The organism is Myxococcus sp. CA039A, assembly GCF_013336645.1.
Classification (GTDB): Bacteria; Myxococcota; Myxococcia; order Myxococcales; family Myxococcaceae; genus Myxococcus; species Myxococcus llanfairpwllgwyngyllgogerychwyrndrobwllllantysiliogogogochensis.
The window spans coordinates 1-5,093 of sequence record NZ_JABUMQ010000509.1; the positions used below are offsets into that span (position 1 = coordinate 1).

At 67.3% G+C, this 5,093-nt stretch carries 4 protein-coding genes and 1 pseudogene; 4 read left to right on the top strand and 1 reads right to left on the bottom strand.

Annotation, left to right across the window (positions count from 1 at the left end):
* The 3 genes and pseudogenes from HR086_RS44565 to HR086_RS44575 all read left to right on the top strand — a co-directional run.
* Positions 1-306, top strand: a pseudogene (locus HR086_RS44565) (hypothetical protein); the annotation flags it as partial.
* An 11-nt stretch (positions 307-317) separates the two neighbouring features.
* Positions 318-2,018: a DUF4215 domain-containing protein gene (locus HR086_RS44570; RefSeq protein ID WP_174468686.1), complete on the top strand. Its 1,701-nt coding sequence runs from the start codon at positions 318-320 to the stop codon at positions 2,016-2,018.
* Positions 2,019-2,061: 43 nt separating this feature from the next.
* Positions 2,062-3,099 (top strand): agmatinase family protein, encoded by a 1,038-nt coding sequence (locus tag HR086_RS44575; RefSeq protein WP_174468687.1) that lies wholly within the window; start codon positions 2,062-2,064, stop codon positions 3,097-3,099.
* Positions 3,100-3,102: 3 nt separating this feature from the next.
* Here HR086_RS44575 and HR086_RS44580 read toward each other — a convergent pair whose 3' ends face one another.
* Complete coding sequence (locus tag HR086_RS44580) at positions 3,103-3,738, bottom strand: response regulator (protein ID WP_141649307.1); 636 nt, start codon at positions 3,736-3,738, stop codon at positions 3,103-3,105.
* A gap of 243 nt (positions 3,739-3,981) precedes the next feature.
* On the opposite strand from HR086_RS44580, the gene HR086_RS44585 reads away from it, so the two are divergent.
* Positions 3,982-5,093 (top strand): trypsin-like peptidase domain-containing protein (locus HR086_RS44585; protein ID WP_174468688.1); only part of this gene is annotated, 1,112 nt, incomplete at its 3' end.

Genomic DNA, 5,093 nt, shown 5'->3' on the forward strand with positions numbered 1-5,093 from the left:
GGTGGCGGGCTGATGCACTGGAAGGCGAATGAGGCTTTCCGAGACTTCGATTCACGCATCGACCCCAAGGGGAGCCTCCTGGAGGGAGAGCTGTCGGCGCTCCGCAGAACGGGCTCCAGATTCCACGCGGGTGCCGTGGGTGCCTATTCCCTGGGAGGCGCCGCCGCCGTCACGGGGGCGGTGCTCATCTATCTCAATCGTCAGCGGGCCTTCCGCCTCAATCCCGAGGAATCAGGTCCATCCATGGTCATTGCCCCCGCTCTCGACTCCGAGTCGAAGGGCATCGTGGGCACGGTTCGCTTCTGAAGAGGTGATTCATGAACCAGGACTCCTTCCTCCGTGGAACCGTTACGGCGTTCATCCTCTCATTCCTGACCGCCGGCCCCCTCGCCTGTGTCCAGCCCGAGAGCACGGTCTGTCCCTCCGGAATCGTGTGCCCCGAAGGCCAGAGATGCGCCGCGTTCCAGAAGGCCTGCATCATCAACGATTGTGGTGACGGGCTCGTCCAGACCCGCCAGGGCGAACAATGCGACGATGGAAACATCAACCAGAACGACGGATGCAACTCCGCGTGCCAGGTCGAGCGGTGCGGCGATGGAATCCTCAGCGCGGCCGATAGCGAGATGTGCGACGACGGAAACAACACGAACAACGACGGATGCAGCGCCGACTGTCTGTCCGATGAGTCCTGTGGCAACCGCGTCGTCGACGCCGTGACTCAGGAAGCCTGCGACGACGGCAACACCGTCGGTGGCGACGGGTGCTCCCAGGACTGCAAGTCCCAGGAGAAATGCGGCGACGGCTTCCTCAATGTCGAGTGGGGTGAAACCTGCGACGACGGAAACAACGAGAGCGGCGACAGATGCAGCGCGGACTGCCGGTCCCTGGAGGTCTGTGGCAACGGCGTCGTGGACGCGGCCACGGACGAGAAGTGCGACGACAGGAACACCCTCTCGGGTGACGGCTGTAGTGCCGACTGCAAGTCCACGGAGACGTGCGGGAACGGCGTCGTCGATTCCGTCGTAGGGGAAGTGTGTGACGACGGCAACAAGCTCAGGAGTGATGGGTGCAGTTCAGACTGTCACTCCAACGAAACGTGTGGAAATGGAGTGCGCGACACGGAACAAGGCGAGCAGTGTGACGACGGAAACACCGTGAGCAACGATGGGTGCCGCGATGACTGTCATTCCACGGAGCGGTGCGGCAACAACCTCATCGACACAGCCTCGGATGAAGTGTGTGACGATGGCAACACACGTGACGGCGACGGATGCCGCGCGGACTGTCGGTCCAATGAGCGCTGTGGCAACGGCCTTGTCGACCCCGGAGAAGAGTGCGACGACGGGAATGAGGACAGCAGCGACAACTGCGTCGACACCTGCAAGGTCGCGAAGTGTGGCGATGGACATGTCAATGTCACGAGCCTGGTTCCCGAGAGTTGTGATGATGGGAACTCAAATGCATGCGGCGCGTGCAACCACGACTGCACCCAGGAACAGACTCCTGGCCGGGCCCAGGGCCGCATCCAGGTCAACGGGACAGTGAATGACGGCGAACTCGTCATCCTCAGCGACGGCAATCGTCGGTGCATCTTCGAGTTCGACACCAACGGCGTGACGCCTGGCACCCACACTCCCGTCGCCATCGCGGCCGGTGCCGAATCGATTGCAATCGCCCAGTCACTCCAGACCGCCATCTTCATGGCGACGAGAGATGCACTCGAACCGGGTTGTACGGCGCCCGAGACGAGACCCTCCGAGCTGCGGCTTCGTGTCACCAGGGAGGAAAGAACCCTGGAGCTGCGCCACGTCTCCGCGGGCGCCGTGGGCAATCAGCCCATCATCGAATCCGTCGCGAACTCGGACTTCACGGTGACATCCCTGAGCGGGGGGACCGGCCATGACTGCCCCGTCGACATGGGCTGCACCAAGGACCACGACTGCGCGCCAGGCGACGGAACCCTTCACTGCCTGAAAGAGGTGGGCCAGACCGTGGGGAAGTGTGGCCCGCGCCCCTAACGGACAGTTGCACCCCGTTCCCGGCCCCTTATCCTCCGCCGCCATGGCCACCCACTTCGACCCCAGCGCCGCGGCGCAGCCGGGCTCCGGCGTCTTCGGACTCCCCCACTCTCCCGACGAGGCGCACGTCGTCCTCATCCCCGTCCCCTTCGAGGCCACCACCAGCTACGGCGGCGGTACCTCCGAGGGCCCCGCCGCCGTCCTGGACGCCAGCCGACAGGTCGACCTCTTCGACGTGGAGACGGGCCGCCCCTACGAGCGCGGCATCGCCATGCTCCCCGAGTCCGAGGAGCTCCGCGACTGGAACACCCGCGCCAAGGAGCGCGCCCAGGTCGTCATCGAGGCCGGCGGCATCCACTCCGGCGAGGCCGAGCTGCTCGCCGCCGCTCGCGACGTCAACGCCCTCTGCGACCAGATGAACGGGCTGGTCTACCGCACCACGAAGCACTGGCTCGACCAGGGCAAGCGCGTGGCCGCCGTCGGCGGAGACCACTCCATCTCCTTCGGCATCATCCGCGCCCACGCGGAGAAGTACCCCGGCCTGGGTGTCCTCCACCTGGACGCCCACGCCGACCTGCGCGTCGCCTACGAGGGCTTCACCTGGTCCCACGCGTCCATCATGTACAACGTCTCCGAGCGCATCCCCGGCGTGAAGACGCTCGTCCAGGTCGGCCTGCGCGACATGAGCCAGGAAGAGCACCGGTACATCGAGGACTCGAAGGGCCGCGTCCACGGCTTCTTCGACGCCACCCTCCAGAACAAGCGCTTCGACGGCATCCCCTGGAACCGCCAGGTCGATGAGATGGTCGCCCTGCTCCCGCAGCAGGTCTACCTCTCGTTCGACATCGACGGCCTGGACCCCGTGCTCTGCCCGCACACCGGCACACCTGTCCCCGGCGGCCTGTCCTTCCCGGAAGCCATCGCCCTCATCTCCGGTGTCGTCCGCTCCGGCCGCACCATCGTCGGCTTCGACCTGACGGAAGTCGCCCCGGACCCCGAAGGCAGCGAGTGGGACGGCAACGTCGGCGCCCGCCTGCTCTACAAGATGATTGGCTGGATGCTGAAGTCCCAGAAGGCCTGAGCCTCAGCTCACGCTCCCCTTCGGCACCCGAGCCCCGAACAACAGGCCCCGCCCCAACGGGGACTCCACGGACAGCGCGCCCCCGTGCAGGCGCGCCAGCTCCGACGCCACCGTATCCATCGACTCGAGCTGCGCGCGCAGGACCTCCAGCGCGGCCCGGTCCACCGAGGGCCCCGACTCCAGGCGACGAAGCTGTCGCCGCGCTTCCTCCAGCGGCCCCTGCAGCGCCCTCGCCGCCCACTGGCTCAGCGTCGCCCCAGGTGGGACTTCGACTCCCACCACGGGCTTCGGCGCGTTCACCAGCGACTGGTGGATGAGCGCCTCGAAGTCCGTGATTTCGAACGGCTTGTGCAGGAACGCGTGCGCCTCCGGCGCCCCCTGCGGCAACACGGCGCTCAGCAGGATGACGGGCACGTCTTTCAGGTCCGCGTCTCGCTTCAGCCGGCGGCACAGCTCCACCCCGCTCAGCCGAGGCATCATGTGGTCTGTCACCACCAGGTGTGGGCGACACGCCCGGGCCAGGCCCAGCGCCTCCTCGCCGTCTCGGGCCCTCACCACCTCGTGCCCGAGGTCCTCCACCACCTGGCTGAGAACTTCCAGCACGGCGGGCTCATCATCCGCGACCAGGACGAGACTCATTCTTCCGCTCCTCCGCACCAGCGCGGCCCCCAAGCCACGCCGCCAGGACTTCGCCTGCCCCTGGGATGAACCGGAATCCTCGGGGAACGGCCGCCTCCCGGTGATGCAATCGTTCACGGACGTGCGGACTGATCTATGAAAGGCAACGCACCGCCTCCAGCGAATCGTGGGAATGACGCCGGCTTCCCGACAGTCTGCGTGTCATTCGCCGGACAATCCGCTGCGGGCGCACGGAGGGCTGACATGAAGGCTGGAGTCATGAGGTGGGGACCCCTGGTGGTGACGCTGCTGGCGTCCAGCGGCGCGAGCGCGGACATGGCCCGGCGTCGCGATGCCGTGGTGGAGGTCGTCCAGAAGGTCTCCCCGGCCGTCGTCTACATCGGCACCGAACAGGAGGTGGAGTCGCGCTTCCGCCGCCGGTCTCCGCTGGAGGAGTTCTTCGGGGGCATGGGCGGCGAGCAGGGCCGCCAGAAAATCGAGGGCCTGGGCAGCGGCGTCATCATCGACCCGACGGGCATCATCGTCACCAATGACCACGTCATCCGGGGCGCCTCCGCCATCCACGTCGTGCTCGCGGACGGTCGCTCGTACGACGCGGAGGTCATCGGCAGCGACGCGGGCAACGACCTGGCCGTGCTCAAGGTAACGGCGAAGGAGGCGCTGCCCATCGCCCGGCTGGGCACCAGCGCGGACCTGATGATTGGCGAGACGGTGGTCGCCATCGGCAGCCCGTTCGGCCTGAGTAAAACCGTCACGGCGGGCGTGGTCTCCGCCGTGGGCCGCACCTTCCGCGCGGACAACCGCGTGTACAACGACTTCGTCCAGACGGACGCGGCCATCAACCCCGGCAACTCGGGCGGCCCGCTGCTCAACGTGGACGGCGAAATCATCGGCATCAACACCGCCATCTTCGGCGGCGGCGCGCAGGGCATCGGCTTCGCCATCCCCGCCGACAAGGTGCGCCGCATCGTCGATGAGCTCACCCGCTTCGGCAAGGTGCGCCCGTCCTGGGTGGGCCTGGATGCCGTGGACCTGACGCCGCGGGCTGCCCGACAGCTAGGGTGGGACCGCTCCTACGGCGCGCTGGTGACGTCCGTGGAGGCCGGCAGCCCGGCGGACCAGGCCGGCGTGAAGCGCGGGGACATCGTCGCGGAGCTGGGCGGCTCCCGCATCCAGGACGCCGAGGACTTCGACACCCGCGTGCGCGGCTACCCCGCGCGCTCCGCCTTCCCCCTGGTCCTCTTCCGCGAAGGGGCCTCACGCACCGTCCAGCTCACCCCCTCCGAGTTCCCCCCGCGCATGGTGGAGTCCCTGGCCTGGGACCGACTAGGACTCAAAGTGAAAGAGTCCCGGGG